The sequence below is a fragment of the Mucilaginibacter angelicae genome, assembly GCF_042434235.1.
Taxonomy (GTDB): domain Bacteria; phylum Bacteroidota; class Bacteroidia; order Sphingobacteriales; family Sphingobacteriaceae; genus Mucilaginibacter; species Mucilaginibacter angelicae.
The window spans coordinates 16,018-36,990 of the sequence record NZ_JBHLTS010000019.1 but is presented as its reverse complement, the minus strand read 5'-3'; the positions used below and the strand labels follow the sequence as shown (position 1 = coordinate 36,990).

Here is a 20,973-nt window from a genome sequence, read left to right as displayed (position 1 = left end):
AATAGGTGAATTTTTATTAAACCTTGAAAGTATGAACTTTTCATTATCGGTGGATAATGAAAAGCTGAATTTAAATGCTAATAAAAACAAGGTTACCCAAGAGCAGATAAACGCTGTTAAAAATAACAGCGAGATCATTAATTATATTAAAACTCATAAGGATGAATTAATCCGGTACATTTCTACTATTCCAAAAGTATCGGCAGGTAACCAAAAAAATGTAGTTTCCATTTACAGGTTGAGTGGGCTGCAGGAAGGTATGCTATTCCACAGCCTGTACAATGAACAATTTGGCAGCTATATTGAGCAGTTTACCTGCGATATTATTGATGCAGATTTGAACGCATTGAAAGCCGCCTGGGCTGAGGTTATTACGAAACATACTATTTTACGCACCGGCTTTTACTACGAGTCGTTCAGTATCCCTGTTCAATGTGTTTATCGTGATGTAACGCTTCCCATAATCGAAATAGATTACAGTGAGCTTGATCCGGCATCTCAAACCATAGCCTTTGATGAATACTTAACTGCCGATCGCGAAAGGGGTTTTGATTTTAACCTGCCACCTTTAATGCGCATTACTTTGGTTCGGTTGGCTGATAACCGTTACAGGATGTTATGGAGCTTTCACCATATCCTGTTCGATGGCTGGTCGCTGCCTATATTAATGAGTGAGTTTTTAGAAGCTTATGAGCTTTTACTAAAAGACCAGGCTATAACCCGGGTGCCGGAAGATAAATATGAAGATTTTATCCGCTACCTGGAACGGAGGGATAAGTGGGCCGAAGAAAGCTATTGGCGAAATTATTTGCAGGGCATAAGCGAGGGGACTTCTTTACCCTTTGTTAAAAAAACAAATGCTGCACTTTTAAAAGCCAAATTTCTTTCCGTTACCAAAATATTTGATAAAGATGCTTCAGCGCTGATCTCTGCCTATGTAAAGAATCACCGCATTACCCTAAACACCCTTATGCAGGGCGTATGGGCATTGTTGTTAAACAGGTACACCGGTAATGCGGATGTATTATTTGGTGCCGTTGTATCCGGCAGGCCCGATGAATTACCCGGTGTTGAACATCGCGTAGGTCTGTTTATTAATACTATTCCATTCAAAGCCACTTTTGATAACCAGGAAATAATTAACTGGTTGCAAAGCTTGCAGGCTGATCAGGCTGCTTCGAGAAACTATCAGCATGCCACACTTCAAAGTATCAAAGAGTGGACAGGCATAAAAGCCGACCTGTTTGATACCTTGCTGGTTTTTGAAAATTATCCTGTAAACAAAGCTATAAACGCCAAACAATGGTCGTTAAAAGTTGAGAACGCCAATACTTACGAACAAACTAATTACCCTTTAACTATTTTAATTGCTGATGCCGATGGTTTGAACTTTACTTTTAATTATAATTCAGATCTTTTAGAAACCAGCTATGTACAGTCTATCACTGATCAGTTTGCCTATGTACTGTCGCAGATTACTGAGGGGAGTGTAAAATCGCTAAACGACATTTCAATACTTACTCCTGCCGAGGCATCGGTTTTAAAAAAATTCAATAATACTGCTGCACCGTACCCGGCGGATAAAAATCTTGTAAGCCTTTTTGAGGATCAGGTGAAAAAAACGCCTGATGCTGTAGCTGTAAAGTTTGAGGGGCGTTCACTTACCTATCTTGAACTGAATGCGCGTTCCAATCAATTGGCACGTTATCTTCAATTGCAAGGTGTTGCTAAGGAAACATTAGTGCCGATTTGCCTGGAACGTAGTTTTGAAATGCTGATAGGCATATTGAGCATATTGAAGGCCGGTGGTGCATATATCCCGGTTGATCCTGAATATCCTGTTGAAAGGATCGCTTATATGCTTGAGGATAGCGCCGCTAAAATAGTATTAAGCAGTACTGTAGGCATCTCAAAATTGCAAGGGAATAACTTGCAGGTGATTGAGTTGGATGAAGATTGGGAATTAATCTCAAAACAAGATAACAGCAATCTTGATACGCTAATAGATGCCGGTCAACTCGCTTATGTGATCTACACTTCCGGGTCGACAGGGAAACCTAAGGGAGCCATGAACGAGCATGGAGGTGTGGTTAACAGGCTCAACTGGACACAAAGCTATTTCGGCTTAACAGCAGCCGATACCGTTCTGCAAAAAAATACATTCAGCTTTGATGTATCTGTATGGGAGCTTTTATGGCCTATACTAACCGGTGCCAAACTGGTGTTTGCCAAACCCGGCGCCCAGGGCGATAGCCTGTATCTGAAATCGGTAATAGAAGGTCAGTCAATTACCCTCCTTCATTTTGTTCCCTCGATGTTGAGCGTGTTTTTGCTCGATATTGAAAAAGGCGATTGTCCTGAATTGAAGCATGTATTATGCAGTGGCGAAGCTTTGACAACTGCACAGGTTAAGTTATTCAGGAGCAAGCTGCCTCATGTGGCTTTACATAATTTATATGGCCCTACCGAGGCCGCTATTGACGTTACTTATTGGAGCGATTTAACAAAAGATCCGGATATAGAGATTGTTCCTATCGGCGCTCCGGTGTCAAACACGCAGATTTACATCAGAAGTGCATCCGGTGAGTTAAGCCCGATAGGCGTACCGGGTGAGATTTGCATTGGCGGCGTACAGGTAGCAAGGGGGTACCTGAACCAACCGGAACTGACTAAAGAGAAGTTCATCAACGATCCGTACAGTGAAGAAATAAACGCAAAACTATACCGTACCGGTGATCAGGGGAGATGGCTTGCAGATGGCAACATCGAATACCTGGGCAGGATAGATGATCAGGTAAAGATCCGTGGTTACCGGATCGAACTTGGTGAGATCGAGCAGGTGTTGCTGCAACATGAAGATGTAAGGCAGGCCGTAGTACTGGCCAAGGCGGATAAGCAAGGCACCAAACGGCTAACTGCCTATGTGGTCATGGACGAAGCAGGCCACGATAAACAGGAACTTCAAAATTACCTGGGCGAAAGGTTACCGGAATATATGGTACCAAGGTTGTGGGTAAGAATGGACAGCCTGCCGTTAACACTTAATGGAAAAACAGACAAACGAGCACTGCCAGAAGCAGAAGCAAGCCACGAAGAAAGCTATACTGCACCACAAACAACAACAGAAAAGCAATTAGTCAAAATCTGGGAAGAATTGCTGGGCGTAGCAAAAATAGGGACAAGGGATAACTTCTTTGAGCTTGGTGGTCATTCACTGCTGGCTATGCGGGTGATCTCGCAGGTAAGAAGGGAACTGAACAAGGAACTGAAGATCCGTGACCTGTTTGTGTACCCAACCATAGTAGATTTAGCCAAACAATTGGAAGATGAGGACACAGAAACAGCAGGCAGTACGATAAAAAGTGTAACACCAAGGCCTGAATATATCCCGCTGTCATATAGCCAGGAACGGTTATGGTTTATCGACAGGTTGGAAGGCAGCGTACAATACCATATCCCAGCCGTACTGAAATTGGAAGGCGAAGTAAATACCAGCGCCCTGGAAAACGCGCTGAAAACAGTGGTAGAACGTCACGAAGTACTGCGTACAGTGATCAGGGAACAAGCAGGGCAGGGCTATCAGTATATCAAAGCCAACAGCTGGACATTAAAACAAAGCCAGTCAAACTATAACGCAGAACTAAAAGAATACATCAGCCAAGAAGTAGGCAGACCGTTTGACCTGTCACAGGATGATATGCTTCGTGGAGAACTGATCGAAACAGGGGCAAATGAATATGTACTGCTGCTGGTACTGCACCATATCGCGGCCGATGGCTGGTCGATGCCGGTGCTGGTATCGGAGTTCAGTAATCTTTATAGCAGTTTTAGCAAAAACAAAGTATCACAACAACCAAGCCCCGAGATACAGTACGCAGATTATGCAATCTGGCAAAGGGAATATTTGGATGTAGCAAACCTGCAAAGTAAATTAAACTACTGGGAAGAAAAATTAGCCGGCACAGCCACGCTTGAGCTGCCAACAGATCATATACGCCCTGCAATACAAAGCAGCAAGGGATCGGTATATGAATTTACGATAACAAAAGAACAGACAGAAAAACTGCAGAAGTTAAGCCTTGAACAGGGCGCAACGCTTTACATGACGCTGCTGGCTATATTCAAAGTACTGTTGTACCGTTACAGCAGCCAGGAAGATATCTGTATAGGTACACCTGTAGCCAACCGGGACAGGGAAGAAATCGCAGAACTGATCGGCTTTTTTGTAAATACGCTTGCGCTAAGGACAAACCTGAACGGAGAAGAAGCATTTACAGAATTACTATCGAAAGTAAAACAAACCACACTGGAGGCATACGGTCACCAGGAAGTACCGTTTGAAAAAGTAGTAGAAGCAGTAGTAAAAGAAAGGGATCTGAGCAGGAGCCCATTGTTCCAGGTGATGTTCGTATTACAGAATACAGCGGTGATCCCAACGCTGGAACTGGGTGATATCAAAATCACAGGAGAAAGGGCAGGAGACCAGGCAAGCAAATATGACCTGAGCTATAATGCAGAAGAAACGAAAGAGGGGATCCGGTTTGTAGTAGAATACAATACCGATTTGTATGAGGCAGAGACCATTGCAAGGATGGCAGGGCATTATGCAGAGCTGATTGCATCGGTAACTAATGCCCCACAAACAATAATTAATAAACTGCAACTGTTAAGCAATGCAGAAGAGCAGGAACTAAGCTCGTTTAACGAAACAGCAGCAGCATACCCGAAAGAAGAAAATATCATCAGCCTTTTCGAGGCACAAGTAAAATTTGCATCGGAAGCAACAGCACTGGTATTTGAAGGAGAAACAGTAAGCTATCAAGCCCTTAATGAGCAATCAAATAAAATAGCACATTATCTAAAAGAACAAGGTGTAAAAACTGAAAGCTTAGTAGCTGTTTGCATAGAACGCGGCACAGCAATGATCGCGGGTATTTTGGGCATCCTGAAAGCAGGGGCAGCTTATGTGCCGGTTGATATTGATTACCCAAAAGAGCGGATCAGCTATATTCTAAACGATACCGAAGCATCGATTGTTCTGAGCAGCAGCACAGGAAAAGCAAATTTGGCAGATACCAATACCCTGGTTATTGAATTAAACAATAACCAGGAAATAGCCAACCAAAGCGGCGACAACCTGAACATTACCATCAAACCAAATCAACTGGCGTACATCATGTACACCTCGGGTTCAACAGGTAAACCAAAAGGTGTAATGGTAGAGCATCAAAGCATAGTCAATTACACTTATGGCTTTGTAAACTATTTCGGGATCACGGCAGCAGATATAGTTCTTCAGCAATCATCCGTATCATTTGATACGATGTGCGAAGAAGTTTATCCCGCACTGATCAGTGGTGCCAAAGTGGTTATGGTAAAAGAAGGTGGTAAAGATGTGGATAATATCAAACACCTGCTGGCTACCGAAGCGATAACGATATTAAGTGCAACGCCAACCGTAATCGCCTACCTGAATAAAGAAGCTGCTACCAACAGCGTCAACATCAAGAACCTTCGCTATATTATCAGCGGTGGCGAACTGTTGCAACCTGGTTTTATAGATAATCTTTATCCGACAACCACAGTAGTAAATACCTATGGCCCAACAGAAGGCACAGTATGTGCAAGCTATTATACGATAAACGATACCCAAAAAGCCGCGCTGATCGGCGCACCGGTGTCGAATACGCAGATCCGCATCAGAACAACCTCGGGCGAATTAAGCCCGATAGGTGTACCGGGCGAGATCTGCATCGGCGGTGTGCAGGTAGCAAGAGGTTATCTGAACCAACAAGAGCTGACGAAAGAAAAGTTTGTCACAGACCCATACAGCGAAGAGCCAAACGCAAGGTTGTACAGAACAGGTGATCAGGGCAGATGGCTCTCAGATGGGAATATTGAGTATTTAGGCAGAATAGACGAGCAGGTAAAGGTCCGTGGTTACCGGATCGAGCCGGGTGAGATAGAACAGGTACTGCTGCAAAACGAAAATGTAAAGCAGGCCGTGGTATTAGCGAAGGCGGATAAACAGGGCACCAAACGCCTGACTGCCTACGTGGTGATAGACGAAGCAGCCTATGATAAACAGGAGCTTCAAAACTATTTAGGCGAACGTTTACCTGAATACATGGTGCCAAGGCTTTGGGTAAGAATGGACAGCCTGCCGTTAACACCCAACGGCAAAACAGATAAACGTGCATTGCCTGAAGCAGAAGCAAGCCACGAAGAAAGCTATACCGCACCACAAACTCAAACAGAAAAGCAATTAGTCAAAATCTGGGAAGAATTGCTGGGCGTAGCAAAAATAGGGACAAAGGATAACTTCTTTGAACTGGGGGGCCATTCACTGCTGGCTATGCGGGTGATCTCGCAGGTAAGAAGGGAACTGAACAAAGAACTAAAGATCAGGGACCTTTTTGTGTACCCAGCCATTGCAGATCTTGCCAAACAACTGGAAGGTGAGGACACAGAAGTAGCAGGCAGCACTATAAAAAGCATCAACCCAAGACCGGAATATATCCCGCTGTCGTACAGTCAGGAACGGTTGTGGTTTATTGATAAGCTGGAGGGCAGTGTACAATATCACATTCCCGGAGTTTTAAAATTAGAAGGTCATCTTGATGCCGTTTCTTTGGAACTGGCAATAAGGGAAGTTGTGAACCGTCATGAAGTGCTACGCACCGTGATCCGGGAACACGATGGTCATGGATTTCAATTGGTGAAACCGGTGGGGCTATGGGGATTAGCACAAACCTCATCTTTAAATGAGACGAAATTAAAATCATATATCAGCGCGCTGATTGAAAAGCCTTTTGATCTGTCGGCAGATGATATGCTCCGTGCAGAGTTGATCCGGACAGGCGAAAACTCATATGTATTAGTGATGGTGATACATCATATAGCATCTGATGCATGGTCATTGCCAATCATAGTTGATGAAATTGCCACTTTGTATAGCGCCTATAGCAATGGCAACCAACTGCGTTTGCTCGAACCTGCGTTACAATTTGCCGATTATGCTTTATGGCAGCGGGATAACCTGCTTGAAGAAAAAGTAGAAGAAAAGCTGCAATACTGGAAATCGAAATTACAGGATGTTCCCGCTTTACAATTACCGGCCGATTATACACGCCCAACAGCTAACAGCAGCAAAGGGGCTACTTTAACGTTTAATATCGATCAACAACTCAACAATAAGTTGCAGTTATTGAGCAAGGAGCATGGTGCCACACTTTATATGACGCTGTTATCAGTGTTTAATGTGTTGATGTACCGCTACAGTGGTCAGGATGATATTTGCGTAGGCACATCAATCGCAGGCAGGCCAAATCCTGAATTGGAGCGGTTAATCGGCTTTTTTGTGAACACACTTGCATTACGTAACCAGGTTAAAAGCGACGAGCCATTTACAAAGCTATTAGCGCAAGTTAAGCAAACCACGCTTGAGGCTTACGAGCACCAGGAAGTGCCCTTTGAAAAAGTGGTGGAAGCCGTGGTAAAGGAAAGGACAGCAGGTGTAAGTCCGCTGTTCCAGGTAATGCTGGTGCTTGGCAACACGCCAACTGTACCCGAATTAAAACTGAGCGGTTTAGAACTTATCGGGTTTGACTATGAGCAATCTTCAGTAAAATTCGATCTTACATTTTTTGTGAGTGAAACTCCTGATGGCCTTCAATGCGCCGTACAATACCGGACAGATATTTTCAGCGCGGTGCGAATCGAAACTATGGTGGAGCATTTTTGCACCCTGTTGGCTTCGGCAGTTGCTGATCCGGAAATGCAGGTAGGCAAATTGCAAATGCTCGACCAGCTGCAAAAAGAAAATTTGATAACCCAGGGCAGGAGTGTTTGCTTGTATCCAACAGATAAAACTATTACCGATATCTTTGAGGCCATAGTATCAAAATCGCCTGTTACAAATGCCGTTACTTTTGAAGGCGAGTCGATCAGCTTTGAGGAATTGAACAAACGCTCAAACCGCTTGGCACATCACTTGCAGCGATATGGCGTTGGAGCAGATACCCTTGTGCCGCTTTATATTGAGCGGGGCATCTCAATGATTGTTGGTATCATGGGAATCTTGAAAGCCGGCGGCGCTTATGTACCGGTTGATACTGATTACCCGCAGGAAAGGGTAAACTATATACTGGAAGATACCAACGCAAAAATTGCGGTAAGCAGTCCCAAATTTGCCGGCAACCTTGCTGATATCTCCCAATGGTTAAAAGTTGTTGAACTTGACGAACAAAACTGGGAACTGGCAGCAGAGGCTGAAACCGATACAATAAGATCTATTTCCCTTGACAATCTTGCCTATGTGATCTACACGTCAGGTTCAACAGGAAAACCCAAGGGCGTACAAATTACCCAGCGAAACATCATTGACTATGTTTATGGCCTGAATGACCGTACCGGCATTAGCGCTTGCAAATCTTTCGGTTTAATGTCAACCATTGCAACCGATTTGGGTAATACAGTTTTATACAGCTCATTATTGTTCGGCGGTACGCTGCATGTTTTCTCTAAAGAAACTTTGAGCCATATCGAAGCCCTGCATAATTACTTTGAAGAAAATCGGATAGATTGTATCAAGATAGTACCCTCGCACTGGAAAGCATTATCGGCAGATGAGCCTTTGGTACCTGCTCGCATGCTTGTTTTTGGCGGGGAATCATTATCTACAGAAATAGTATCCAAAATTAGGCAGTATAGTGATTGCCGCATCATTAACCATTACGGGCCTACCGAAACCACAATTGGTAAATTATTATATGAAGTAACGGATACAAACCACACCATAATCCCGATTGGTCGCCCGTTTTCAAATACGCAAACCTATGTATTGAATAAAGAGCTGCAATTATGCCCTGTAGGTGTTCCCGGTCAATTATTTATTGGGGGTATGGGATTGGCAAGGGGATACCAAAATCAGCCGGAACTAACACGCGAGAAATTTATAGCAGATCCTTACAGCAATGAAGGTGCATTGATGTACCAAACCGGTGACGCCGTACAATATAATGCCGAAGGGAATATTGAATACCTGGGCCGTGTAGATGACCAGGTAAAGATCAGGGGCTACCGTGTGGAGCCGGGCGAAATTAGCCGGATCCTGGAACAAAGCAAACTGGTAAATCAGGCAGTTGTAATGGCGCGTCGCGATAAACAGGGAAATAATCAATTGGTAGGTTATGTGGTGGCATTAGGTGAATTTGACCGCCCGGCTATTATTGGTTGGTTAAAAGAACAGTTGCCGGAGTATATGGTGCCTGCTTACTTGATTGAGCTCAAAGAAATTCCTTTAACGGCAGCGGGTAAAATAAACCGGAAGCTGCTGACCGATCCGGAAGTTGAAGTATCGGCAAAAAGTGATGATGCACCTGCAAGCGAAACAGAATTAAAACTGGCAGCCATCTGGATGGAAATCCTCGAAGTAGACTCGATAGGTGTTCATGACGATTTCTTTGAATTGGGCGGGCATTCATTACTGGCCGTACGCCTGATTTCGGCAGTGCGCAAAGCGTTTATGGTTGAGCTGCCTATCAGTGACGTATTTGATTACCCTACAGTAAGCAAGTTAAGCTCCCGCTTGGCTATTAGTAAAGCCGGCGAGGAAATTACAAGTATCGGAGCGCAGGTACGTCCTGAGCATATCCCGCTGTCGTTCAGCCAGGAACGCATGTGGTTTATCGACAGGCTGGAAGGCAGTGTTCAATATCACGTTCCGGCAGTATTGCGTTTAAATGGTAACTTAAACATTACGGCATTAACCCGGGCTTTCGGGCAAATAGTTAACCGTCATGAGGTTTTACGTACAGTAATAAGGGAGCATGAAGGCCGTGGTTATCAGTACATAAAACCGGGAGGCGATTGGCTGATAGAGCAAACATCGCTTGCAGAAATTGAAACTGCTGATATTAGCTTGCAGGATTATATTCAACGGCAAATAAACAGGCCTTTTAATTTATCGCAGGATGACATGCTGCGTGCCGAACTGATTCAAACAGGTAATGAAGCATATATTTTGTTGTTAAACATGCACCATATAGTTTCAGATGGCTGGTCAACCTCCATTCTTGTGCGGGAGCTTGGTGTTTTATATAAAGCATTTGCAGCAGGGGCCGAAGTTAAAACTTCTGAACTGCCCGTGCTACCGATCCAATATGCAGATTACGCTATCTGGCAACGAAACCATCTTCAGGGTGACCTGCTGGAACAAAAGCTCAGTTACTGGAAAGATAAGCTTGAAGGCATTTCTGCCATCCAGCTGCCAACTGATTACCGCAGACCGGTGATCAGAAGCAACCAGGGTTTAACTGAAGCAGTTTTCGTCAATAAGGAGTTGGTAAACGGATTAAATGCCTTAAGCCGCAAGCAGGGAACAACGCTTTATATGACATTGCTTTCGGCATTTATAGTACTCCTTTATCGTTACAGCGGGCAGGAGGATATAAGTGTGGGCACACCGGTCTCAGGTCGTAGCCACCAGGAAATTGAAGGTTTGATAGGCTTTTTTATCAATACACTGGTTTTAAGAAATAATGTGCAGGGTAGTGAAGTATTTACCAAATTGCTTGAGCAGGTAAAAAATACAACCCTCGAAGCTTATAACCACCAGGAAGTGCCTTTTGAAAAGGTGGTTGAAGCCGTTGTAAAGGAAAGGGATATGAGTCATAGTCCGCTGTTCCAGGTAATGTTTACGCTTCAAAACACGCCCGAAATACCTGAACTGAAACTGGCCGACGTAACATTAAGCGCCGAAACAGCAGAGGATACCACATCTAAATTCGATATCAGCTTAAACCTGGTTGAGACTGCAGATGGCCTGGTAGGAGGGTTGACCTATAATACCGATCTTTTTAAAACCGAAACCATGCAGCGCATGATCGGTCATTTTACCGCTATCCTGCAATCTGTTGTCCAAACTCCAACCGAAATAATCGGGCATATCAATATGCTGAGTTCAGCTGAGGAAGAGGAGCAAATAAAGATCTTTAACGCAACAGATGCAGATTATCCTGCAGATAAAAGCGTTCTGGATATTTTTGAGCAGCAGGTAGCTCAAACGCGGGATGCTGTAGCTGTAACCTTTGAGGATGAAACGATAACCTACGGGCAGCTTAATGATAAAGCAAACAGCCTGGCAAAATACCTGCAGGTACAGGGTGTAAAAACAGAAACCATAATACCTGTTTGCACCGAGCGCAGCATTGAAATGATAATAGGTATACTGGGGGTGATGAAAGCCGGTGGGGTATATGTACCTTTTGATCCCGAATATCCGCAGGATCGGATCGATTATATGCTGAAAGATACGGGCGCCGGTTTGGTAGTTAGTAGTAGCAATTGCAGTAACAAATTTGCAAAAACAAGTATTCAGGTAGTTGAGCTTGATAAGCATTGGGCCGAAGTTGAAAAGTATGATGATACAGAACTAAATACATCGGTTAATGCCGGGCAGCTTGCCTATATCATTTATACATCAGGCTCTACCGGCAGGCCAAAAGGGGTAATGATTGAACACCGTAGTGTGGTTAACCTTGTATTGGCATTTAAACATCATTTGAAATTGGAGCAGGGCACACGGTTCCTGCAATTTGCTTCATTTGGTTTTGATGCCTCATGTGTTGAGATCTTCAGTACCCTTTTATCAGGAGGCTGCCTGGTGATGTGTACAAAAGAATCCCTTTTATCTGCCGATGAATTTGGGCAGCTTTTGAGTCGCCAAAAGATTGAGGTAGCTATATTACCACCCACTTTTCAACAGTTCATTGAAAATGTGCCTGATACCCTTAAAATTATCATGTCGGCAGGTGAGCCTTTAAATGAGGCTGTAGGTAAACAAATACAATCGCAGGGGATAATGTTGTTCAATGGATACGGGCCGACGGAATTTACCGTATGTGCCTCGCTTACTAATGACCCGATAAGACCTGACGGCGTTATAACTATAGGTAAACCAATAGATAACGGAAATATCTATATCCTGAATAAAGAAAACCAGCTAAACCCGGTGGGTGTAACCGGTGAGATTTGTGTTGGCGGAATCCAGGTAGCCCGCGGATATCTGAATCAGACGGAGTTAACAAGGCAGAAGTTTATCAATGATCCGTTTTCCAATGATTCCGGTGCACGGTTGTACCGCACAGGCGATTTGGGACGCTGGCTGCCAGATGGTAACATCGAATATCTTGGCCGGATAGATGACCAGGTGAAAATCCGCGGTTATCGTATAGAATTAGGAGAGATCGAAAATGTGCTGTTGCAAAGCGGCCTGGTATCGCAGGTAATTGTATTGTCAAAACCCGACATTGATAGCGTAAACCGGTTAATAGCCTATGTAACTACAGATGGCGTTTATAACAAGCAGGCCCTGATATCATACCTTACAGACCAGTTACCCGAGTATATGGTACCCAAATTATGGGTGCTGCTTGATAAATTTCCGGTAACAACACATGGCAAAATCGACAAACGCGCCCTGCCTGATGTTGATATGGCAGAGCAGTTAACTTATAACTATGTGGCGCCGCGCAATAATACAGAAGAAGGGTTGGCGGCGATTTGGCAACGCCTTTTAGGGATTGATAAGATCAGTATCCATGATAACTTTTTTGAACTGGGCGGCCATTCGATATTAGCTATGCGATTGATAGCTGCAGTAAAAAAGGAGATGGGAATCAACATTACCATCAGGGACCTGTTTCTGCATCCAACAATTGCCAAGCTTTACCGCAGGTCACAAAATCAAAATATCGATCTTACGCAATCGCTTATCCCTATAAAAACTACAGGCAATAAAACACCGCTTTATATTGTTTGCGGGGCCGGGGGCACAGCCTTTAAATTTAAGGAGTTTGTAAAACTGCTTGACCCTGAGCAGCCTGTTTACGGGTTGCAGCAGCCTTTGCACATCAGTAATCCTGCTGATTTTCCGGATACCATTGAGGGGATTGCCGAAAGGTATTTAACAGAAATGCTGTTAGATAATCCTTATGGCCCATATGCCTTAGCAGGCCATTGTCTTGGTGGTATGATAGCCATTGAAATGGCCAATCAGCTTCAGGCCAAAGGGAAAAAGGTATCAATGCTTGCTATGTTTGATGCGGATGCAAAGCCATTGGTGGATGCTGTTACTGAGCAGCATAGCAATAATTTATCATCTTTAGTTAAAAGGTCAGTTTCGGTAATATCTACCAAATTGAAATTTGAGATCTTCCTGTTAATGAAGCACCCTAAACAGGCACTGATGTATAAGGCAAGAAAAATAGGCCCGTTGTTTACCAATACCGAATCAAAACTGGCAAATATTGACCAGGATATTTTTGACAGGATTACCCTGCAAATAAAAACAGCAGCAGACAATTACCAGATAAAGCCTTACACTGGCGAGATAGTTTTGTTTAATGCTACGCAGCAGTACTATTTTATTGATAAGGTTAACAAGATCATTTACAAAGAACTGGAAGTTAATTTTGAAAACAAACATGCCTGGAAAAACTATGCCCAATCTGTTAAAATTCATGAGGTTAAGGGAGAGCATTCAACAATTTTTGATGAGTTAAATGCAAGGGAGTTTTCTGAAATATTACAACATTATTTAGGTTAGTAGAAAAAGCATGGGATTAACAATTCGGGACAGATTGGTTGCATACCGTAATCTGCCAAAGTTTTTTAGCCTGGTTTGGAAAGTTAGCCCCCGGTTAACATCATATAATATCCTGATAAGGATAATGCAGGCAATTATTCCGCTTGGTTTGCTTAATGTAAGTAAGTATATAATTGATGAAGCCATTGCCATAACCCACAACAGGGCGCTGCCGTACGATTATCTCTGGAAATTAATTGCCATTGAGTTTATCCTCATCCTGTTGTTAATTATACTTGGAAAAGTTACCTCGCTTATTGATGAGCTTTTGGGCGAGCGCCTTACAAACGATACCACCAACATGATCATGCAGCACGCTGCAAAACTGGACCTGGTACAGTTTGAGAACTCTCAGTTTTACGACAAGCTGGAAAGGGCAAGGCAGCAAACCACAGGCCGTGCAATTTTGCTTACGCACTTATTTAGCCAGGTGCAGGACCTCATCACCATTATTTCATACATAGTTGTATTGGTAACCTTTAATCCCTGGATCATCGTGATCCTGTTATCGGTTACTTTGCCATCCTTATTAGGCGAGTTTTATTTCAATAACAAAAACTATACGTTATTACGCAGCCAAACCCAGGCCCGGCGCGAATTGGATTACTTAAGCCTGGTGGCAAGCAGCGATGTTGCAGCCAAGGAAGTTAGATTGTTTGATCTTTCGGGATTTTTCATAAACCGGTTTAAAAACATCTCCCGCGATCTTTACAATGCCAAGCGGAAGTTTGGGGTTAAAAGATTGATCATCAGTTCTCTTATAAGTATTCCGGGCATAGTTGGGTTTTATTTGGTGTTCTTTTACATTGTGCAGCAGGTGCTGCATGGGAGTTTAACAATAGGCGGGCTCACACTTTTATTAGGTACGATACGGCAATTGGGCGGCCTGGTGCAAAGCAGTGCCAAGCGCTTTAATGCAGTTGCCCAGGGGGCTATTTACCTCACAGATTATTTTGATTTCTTTAACATCATGCCCACTATCACCATCCCAAATAATCCGCGGCCCTTTCCTGACCCTATTATTTCGGGCTTCACGTTTGAGGATGTCGGGTTTAAATATACCAACTCTGAAAAATGGGCCAACAGGCATTTGAATTTCACCCTTCGCCCTGGCGAAAAGCTTGCTTTGGTGGGTGAAAACGGGGCTGGTAAAACTACCCTCGTAAAACTGCTGGTAAGGCTGTATGACCCAACAGAAGGCCGCATAACGCTCGACGGCTATGATTTGAAGGAGTATAATATTGATGATATCAGGAAGCAAATGGGCATCATTTTCCAGGATTTTATTAAGTATCAAATGTCTGCATCAGTAAATATAGCTGTTGGAGATATATCGGAAATTGATAGAGAAGATCTTATTACCGACGCAGCAATGCAAAGTCTTGCTCATCCTATAATTGACAGGATGCCCAATAAATACCAGCAAATGTTAGGCACTCATTTCGACACCGGCTTTGAATTATCGGGCGGCGAATGGCAAAAAGTAGCACTGGCCAGGGCTTACATGCGTAATTCGCAGATAGTGATCCTCGATGAACCTACAGCCGCCTTAGATGCACGCTCGGAATATGAGGTGTTTAAACGTTTTTCGGATATCACCGAGAAAAAGACCGCTGTATTGATCTCTCACCGTTTCTCAACCGTACGTATGGCTGATAGGATCATCGTACTTGATAAAGGTGAAATCCTGGAGATAGGAAGCCATGAAGAACTTTTACAAAAAGGCCATCGCTATGCCGAATTATTTGAATTGCAGGCAGCTGGTTATAAATAACAAACAGTTCGGCAAAACTTTACATCAACAATAACATTTACTTAATTAAATAACATAACATTAGTAGGATGGAATTAACCTCATCAACTTTAATTACCGCATTAATTTTAACTAAAAACGAAGAGCCGAACCTCAGAAGGGTTCTTGACAGGTTAACCTGGCTCCAAAGGGTTGTTATTTTAGATAGTTTTAGTACCGATGCTACACTGGATATCGCAAATTCTTATCCCAATGTTGAAGTTTTTCAACGCAAGTTTGATACGCACGGCAACCAGTGGAATTACGGGCTTTCATTACTTAAAAGCAAATGGGCATTAACGCTTGATGCCGATTATGTGCTTACCCCCGAGTTTACACAGGAAACAAAAAACATAGTTGCTGATCCGCAGGATACTGCTTATGAAACAACGTTTAGTTTTTTGGTTTTCGGGAGAAAACTTTTTGGAGACAATACAACACCCCGCCCTGTTTTATTTGATATTGATAAATGTATCTATTTTGATGACGGGCATACACAGCGTTTAAAAGTTAATGGCACAACCGGTAAGTACAAGTCGTATATTTTACATGACGACCGTAAATCCCTGTCACGGTGGTTAAATAACCAGGATGGCTATGCTATTAAGGAAAGCAAAAAATTGGTTAGCTCACCGGCTGCAGGAATGCCAATGAGTGCAAAGATCCGTAAGACAAAAGTACTGGCGCCTTTTTTAGTTTTTTTTCATTGCCTGTTTGTTAAAAGGTTGATCTTTAACGGCTGGGAGGGCTGGCACTACACCCTTCAAAGAACAATGGTTGAGATTTTACTTGCTATACGATTGATTGAAGACGAAAAACTTGCTGAAAAACCGGAACCCGAGCCGTCTTTAGTCATTAACCAGGACGATTTAAAATCACATCTCGCTAAATAATCCATTAACAGGCGCATATTTGCGTTCCTTTACAGCTAACAATACATTATGAAAATACTGCACATTATACCTGCTTATAAACCTGCTTACGGATACGGAGGGCCTACTGAATCTGTATCACGTTTATGCGAGGGATTAGCGGCTAACGGGCATAATGTTGATGTTTATACCACCACTGCTAACGGTAAAACCGAACTGGATGTAGTACCCGGCACTGTAATGGATGTAGAGGGGGTTAATGTAACTTATTTTAAACGCATCACCGGCGATCATACACATGTTAGCCCTGCATTATGGCGCAGGCTTATCAAAACAGCTAACCATTACGACGTGATCCACATCCATTCCTGGTGGAGCATTTTAAGTGTGGTAGCTGCACGGATTGCTTTATTCAGCAAAACCAAAGTGATTTTGGCCCCCCGCGGTATGTTGAGCGAGTATGTGTTTGAAACAGGGAACAGCGGCTATAAAAAAATGATCCATAAGTTTGGAGGACGCAAAATTTTAAAGAAATGCGTACTGCACGCCACCGCCCAGTCCGAATATGTTGAATGCCGGAAGCTGATTCCGGAATGGGAGGGTTTCGTTTTACCCAACATTTTGTCATTGCCCGATATCGAAATAAAGGAAACTAATAATGAGTGCTTCACTGTTATTTTCATGTCGCGTATTCATCATAAAAAAGGGCTTGAAAAGCTGTTTACCGCTATAAGCCAGCTTTCATTTAACCTTAAACTTGTTATTGCCGGAGATGGTGATGAAGCGTACATCCAGCAATTGAAGCAACTTGCCGATGAGTTGAATATTGCTTCAAAAATTGAATGGATAGGCTGGGTAAACCGGGAGCAAAAATTTGAACGCCTTAATCAGTCAGACTTGTTTATCCTTACCTCCCTAAATGAAAACTTCGCAAATGTGGTGGTTGAATCGCTGCATATGGGTACTGCTGTTTTAGTTTCTGAAGATGTGGGGCTGTCAAATTTTGTGAGCGAAAACAACCTTGGCTGGGTATGTACATTAGATATTGACAGCATTATCGAAAAACTGAACGAAGCCTATCTTGGGAAACAAAAATTAGATCACATCCGCAAGCATGGCCGTGAAATTATCAGGACAACATTTCATGAACAAGTGCTCATTACAAAATATTACGAAGAGTATTTAAAATAATCCCTCTTTTCTTTCAACTACGTTACCTGGTCTGGTAACTATCACCATGTTTCAATTATGGTGACCATATATTCTTATATCTATTAAAAACTAAAATTTAAAGTAAACATTATGAAACCAACCTTACTTATCCTGGCCGCAGGTATGGCCAGCCGCTACGGCAGCATGAAACAAATCGACGGTTTTGGCCCCAACGGTGAAACCATAATTGATTATTCTATTTACGATGCAATTAAAGCAGGTTTTGGAAAAGTGTGCTTCATTATCCGCGAAGAATTTGCCGATAATTTTAAAGCCATATTTGAACCCAAATTACAGGGATTGATTGAAACTGATTATGTTTTTCAAAGCTATGACCTTAAACCCTTTGGCATTGATAAAACCATTGAGCGTGCAAAACCATGGGGCACTGCACATGCTGTTTTAGCAGCGCGTGATGCGGTTAAAGAACCATTTTGTGTGATCAACGCTGATGATTATTACGGCTATGATGCATTTGAAAAAATGGTTGAGTTTTTAACTACCGAGGTTGCTGAAGATCAATATTCATTGATAGGTTACCAGATCAATAATACACTTTCTGAAAACGGTTCAGTATCGCGCGGGGTGTGTAAGGTAGATGAAAACGGGAATATGGTGCAGATAAATGAGCGTGCCGAAGTTTACTTTAAAGAAGACGGCGGCATAGCCTACAGGGATGAAACCGGCGAACACGATGTACCGGTTGATACCCGTGTATCAATGAATTTTTGGGGATTTACCCCGGCTGTATTTGAGCAAAGCAAGCCAATGTTTACCAGGTTTGTACAGGCCAATGAGGATAAGCCTAAAGCCGAATTTTATATTCCGCTGGTTGCCGATGAATTGATAAAAACAGGAACTGCAAGCTTTAAGGTGATACCTACAAAATCAAAATGGTTTGGTGTAACTTATGTAAATGATAAAGCTATTGTTCAGGAAAGCATCTCAAAGCTGGTTGAAAACGGTACTTACCCGTTAAGCTTGTGGAACGATGTTTTAGTAAAATGATCTTACTTAATAAAAACAGATAAACTAACAGAATAATCTATGAAGATAGCAGTAATTGGTACTGGTTATGTAGGCCTTGTCACGGGAACCTGTTTGGCCGAAACAGGGAACGAAGTAGCCTGTGTAGATATAGTAGAAGAAAAAGTAAACAAGATGCGCAACGGTGAAATGCCTATTTATGAGCCGGGGCTTGACTTGTTGTTCCACCGTAACATCAAACAGGAAAGGTTAACGTTTACGACCAATCTTGCCGAAGCGATAGCACCGGCCAAAGTTATATTTTTAGCCCTGCCAACGCCTCCGGGGGCCGATGGCGCAGCGGATCTGAGCTATGTGCTTGGCGCAGCAAAAGATATAGCCAAACTGATCACCGAATATAAGGTGATCGTAACCAAATCAACCGTGCCGGTAGGTACGGCCGATAAGGTAACCGCCGTAATGAAAGCCAATACCGATGTGCCTTTTGCAGTGGTATCCAACCCCGAGTTTTTACGGGAAGGGGTAGCGGTAGAAGATTTCATGAAACCCGACCGGGTGGTGATCGGCACCAGGGACGAAAAAGCCCGCCAGGTAATGGGCGACCTGTATGCACCCTACGTGCGCCAGGGCAACCCGATCTTATACATGGACGAACGCTCATCCGAGCTGACCAAATATGCAGCCAATTCATTTTTGGCCACCAAGATCACATTTATGAACGAGATAGCCAATATGTGCGAGCTGGTAGGCGCCGATGTGGATATGGTGCGCAAAGGGGTAGGTGCAGATGCCCGCATCGGCAAACGCTTCCTGTTCCCGGGTGTGGGTTATGGCGGCAGCTGTTTCCCTAAAGATGTGCAGGCCTTATCCAAAGCAGCCGAAGAAAACAAATATGAGTTCAAGATCCTGAATTCGGTGATGGAAGTGAACGAAACCCAGAAGAAACGCCTGGTAGTAAAAATGCGTGAGTATTATGGTGAAGAGAATTTAAAAGGCAAGCACTTTGCCTTGTGGGGCCTGGCCTTTAAACCGGAAACGGACGATATCCGCGAAGCACCGGCCCTGTACATTATTGATGAGCTGTTAGCAGCCGGGGCAACGGTAACCGCCTATGACCCGGAAGGCATGCCGAACGTTAAAAAACTGCTTGGGGATAAAATAACCTATGCTACCAACAGGTATAACGCCTTGGATAACGCCGATGCCCTGCTGATCGTGACCGAATGGCCGGTATTCCGTACGCCCGATTTTGACTTTATGAAGGAAAAGCTGAACGCAGCGGTGATCTTTGACGGCCGTAACCTGTATGATCTGGACAGGATGAAAGAGTATGGATTTTATTACAACAGCATTGGCCGTAAAACAGTAAGCATATGACAGAAAGAAAAAGGATCCTGATCACAGGGGCAGCCGGCTTTTTAGGCTCGCACCTTTGCGACAGGTTTATCAAAGAAGGTTACCATGTGATCGGGATGGATAACCTGATCACGGGCGATTTGAGAAATATCGAACATTTGTTCAAGCTGGAGAACTTTGAGTTTTATAACCATGACGTATCAACGTTTGTGTTTGTACCGGGCGAGCTGCACTATATCCTGCACTTTGCCTCACCTGCAAGCCCGATCGACTATTTAAAAATCCCGATCCAGACATTGAAGGTAGGTTCACTGGGCACACATAACCTGCTGGGCCTGGCCAGGAACAAGAAGGCCAGGATGCTGATCGCCTCCACCTCAGAAGTATATGGCGACCCGAACATCAGCCCTCAGCCGGAAGAATACTGGGGCAATGTGAACCCGGTAGGGCCGAGAGGGGTATATGACGAAGCTAAAAGGTTCCAGGAAGCCATCACGATGGCCTACCACACCTTTCACGGGCTGGAAACAAGGATCATCAGGATTTTTAATACCTACGGGCCAAGGATGCGGCTGAACGACGGGCGGGTATTGCCGGCTTTCATCGGGCAGGCGCTAAGGGGCGAACCGCTGACGATGTTCGGCGACGGCTCACAAACCCGGTCGTTTTGTTATGTAGATGATCTGGTAGAAGGTATTTACAGGTTGCTGCACAGCGACTATGCCCAGCCGATGAACATCGGTAACCCGGATGAGATTACGATCAAACAATTTGGAGAGGAGATTATCAAGCTGACGGGTACCGATCAGCAGCTGATTAGCCTGCCACTGCCAACGGATGACCCGAAACAGCGCCGCCCGGATATCAGCAAGGCCAGGGCTATACTGGGCTGGGAACCAAAAGTATCCCGGAGTGAAGGTTTGAAGATCACTTTAGAATACTTCAAATCATTACCTGAACAGGAAATACATCATAAAGACTTTACTTATTACAATAAGTAGGAGTTTTAAATTAAAAGGTACAGCGGTACAACCATTCAAGGTAACATCGCTGTACCTTAAAGAAATTGTAACTATTAAACGCGGGGCAGATTGGCCGTCCGATAT

Annotated in this window: 7 protein-coding genes; all 7 read left to right on the top strand. The window is 43.7% G+C overall.

Annotated elements, in window-relative coordinates:
• Nucleotides 1–31: 31 nt before the first annotated feature.
• The 7 genes from ACFFGT_RS07740 to ACFFGT_RS07710 all read left to right on the top strand — a co-directional run bounded on the left by ACFFGT_RS07740 (nucleotide 32) and on the right by ACFFGT_RS07710 (nucleotide 20,868).
• Nucleotides 32–13,609, top strand: a complete 13,578-nt coding sequence (locus tag ACFFGT_RS07740; protein WP_377021940.1) for a non-ribosomal peptide synthetase — start codon at nucleotides 32–34, stop codon at nucleotides 13,607–13,609.
• A 10-nt stretch (nucleotides 13,610–13,619) separates the two neighbouring features.
• Nucleotides 13,620–15,422 carry an ABC transporter ATP-binding protein gene (locus ACFFGT_RS07735; RefSeq protein WP_377021939.1) on the top strand — a complete coding sequence of 601 codons (1,803 nt, stop codon included), beginning with the start codon at nucleotides 13,620–13,622 and terminating at the stop codon, nucleotides 15,420–15,422.
• Nucleotides 15,423–15,490: 68 nt separating this feature from the next.
• Nucleotides 15,491–16,333: a glycosyltransferase family 2 protein gene (locus ACFFGT_RS07730; RefSeq protein ID WP_377021938.1), complete on the top strand. Its 843-nt coding sequence runs from the start codon at nucleotides 15,491–15,493 to the stop codon at nucleotides 16,331–16,333.
• Nucleotides 16,334–16,381: 48 nt separating this feature from the next.
• Complete coding sequence (locus ACFFGT_RS07725) at nucleotides 16,382–17,503, top strand: XrtY-associated glycosyltransferase XYAG1 (RefSeq protein ID WP_377021937.1); 1,122 nt, start codon at nucleotides 16,382–16,384, stop codon at nucleotides 17,501–17,503.
• 111 nt (nucleotides 17,504–17,614) lie between these two features.
• Nucleotides 17,615–18,532 (top strand): nucleotidyltransferase family protein, encoded by a 918-nt coding sequence (locus ACFFGT_RS07720; protein WP_377021936.1) that lies wholly within the window; start codon nucleotides 17,615–17,617, stop codon nucleotides 18,530–18,532.
• A gap of 39 nt (nucleotides 18,533–18,571) precedes the next feature.
• Entirely contained in the window at nucleotides 18,572–19,888 is a 1,317-nt protein-coding gene (locus ACFFGT_RS07715; protein ID WP_377021935.1) for a UDP-glucose dehydrogenase family protein, read from the top strand.
• On the top strand, nucleotides 19,885–20,868 hold the full coding sequence (locus tag ACFFGT_RS07710) for a UDP-glucuronic acid decarboxylase family protein (RefSeq protein ID WP_377021934.1): 984 nt from the start codon (nucleotides 19,885–19,887) through the stop codon (nucleotides 20,866–20,868). Before ACFFGT_RS07715 ends, ACFFGT_RS07710 begins: the two co-directional genes overlap by 4 nt.
• Nucleotides 20,869–20,973: the final 105 nt, after the last annotated feature.

What these genes read in the sequence shown, in the direction of transcription:
- ACFFGT_RS07720 (WP_377021936.1), top strand. Translation starts at nt 17,615, where the DNA reads ATGAAACCAACCTTACTTATCCTGGCCGCAGGTATGGCCAGCCGCTAC.
- ACFFGT_RS07715 (WP_377021935.1), top strand. Translation starts at nt 18,572, where the DNA reads ATGAAGATAGCAGTAATTGGTACTGGTTATGTAGGCCTTGTCACGGGA.
- ACFFGT_RS07730 (WP_377021938.1), top strand. Translation starts at nt 15,491, where the DNA reads ATGGAATTAACCTCATCAACTTTAATTACCGCATTAATTTTAACTAAA.
- ACFFGT_RS07735 (WP_377021939.1), top strand. Translation starts at nt 13,620, where the DNA reads ATGGGATTAACAATTCGGGACAGATTGGTTGCATACCGTAATCTGCCA.
- ACFFGT_RS07740 (WP_377021940.1), top strand. Translation starts at nt 32, where the DNA reads ATGAACTTTTCATTATCGGTGGATAATGAAAAGCTGAATTTAAATGCT.
- ACFFGT_RS07725 (WP_377021937.1), top strand. Translation starts at nt 16,382, where the DNA reads ATGAAAATACTGCACATTATACCTGCTTATAAACCTGCTTACGGATAC.
- ACFFGT_RS07710 (WP_377021934.1), top strand. Translation starts at nt 19,885, where the DNA reads ATGACAGAAAGAAAAAGGATCCTGATCACAGGGGCAGCCGGCTTTTTA.